At 33.5% G+C, this 1136-nt stretch carries 3 protein-coding genes; all 3 read right to left on the reverse strand.

What is annotated here, in order from left to right:
* A partial coding sequence (locus A9G11_RS04475) for a hypothetical protein (RefSeq protein ID WP_141674345.1) occupies window positions 1–614 on the reverse strand: 614 nt, incomplete at its 3' end.
* Window positions 599–757: a hypothetical protein gene (locus A9G11_RS14325; RefSeq protein ID WP_176701232.1), complete on the reverse strand. Its 159-nt coding sequence runs from the start codon at window positions 755–757 to the stop codon at window positions 599–601. The genes A9G11_RS04475 and A9G11_RS14325, both read right to left, overlap by 16 nt.
* A gap of 158 nt (window positions 758–915) precedes the next feature.
* On the reverse strand, window positions 916–1136 hold a 221-nt coding region (locus tag A9G11_RS14330; RefSeq protein ID WP_176701233.1), incomplete at its 5' end, for a hypothetical protein.

Here is a 1136-nt window from a genome sequence, read left to right on the forward strand (position 1 = left end):
AAGAGGTAAGTTTTAGCAGAAAAATAATTAATTATTGATATAGGATGGATATACCAAGCTTTACCGTCTTGATTTAGTGTGGCTGGGGGTGAGGTATCGGTTTGTGCTGTTTGGGTATTTGCTCCACTCACATTACCCGCATTATCCTCTGCCGTTGGTTGATTTTGATTGGCTAATCCATTAACCACATCTTTCCACCATAAGCATTTTTTGATTTTCTCTTTCTCTTTTTCCCACATCTCAACTTTTACTTCTAACTCATGCATATAATTATAGTCTTTAAACTGTTCTTGATTGAGCTTTTCTTTTGGGTTTTCTTCATAATTTTCCGGAAATCGGCTTATTCTCTCTCGTCGCTGATTTAATCCTATTGCTTCTTCTGAGTCCGCCGTTTTTCCTATATTCTTTAAATAGGCATCGCGTTTTACTTCATCTCCATCTTTTAAATAATCTAAGGCATTTTCAGCATCATCCGTCATCTCACTATTTAACGCTTCCCATTCCGGCATCTTACCGTCTGTACCTACTTCACTATACCATTCGCTTTGATAGTTAATTAATAAACGCCCTAACGCCTCAAATAATATCGGCTTTTCAATTATTCCTCTAAACATTCACTCTTTATATAGGCATATTTCTTGTTTTCTGGCGAATCAGTTAGATATTGTCTGTCTAATATTGACAATGTTGTTTTTAAGGTCGGTTTGTATTTATCTAATGACGGATTATCCTTATTGCGCTTTTCTGATAATTTCACATCCTTATAAAACTCCACTAAGCTAGCATTTTCAGTTAACTGTGAAAAATCAAACCAATCCCAAGCACTGACTTTCTTTACCCCTTCCCTTTTCTTTGACCCCCAATAGGTAATTATCTATTTTTGAATAGATTACTTATATATAATGTAGCGTTATTTTATTTATCTAATTCTTCATCTAATTTGTCTATTTTTTGTTTCATTTGGTCCACCAGACATTCTGTGATTTTATGAGTAAAATCTCTTGTCTCATCATAATCTGGTGTTGGTGTTATCAAACAAATTTGATTGATTTGTTTGTCTATTATTTCCATAGACTCTTGAGTATCTGGATTTTTTTCTGATAAAGATGATAATTTTTGTAATAATATATCGTGAT

The sequence above is a fragment of the Gilliamella sp. wkB108 genome (genome assembly GCF_001690195.1).
Taxonomy (GTDB): domain Bacteria; phylum Pseudomonadota; class Gammaproteobacteria; order Enterobacterales; family Orbaceae; genus Gilliamella; species Gilliamella apicola_L.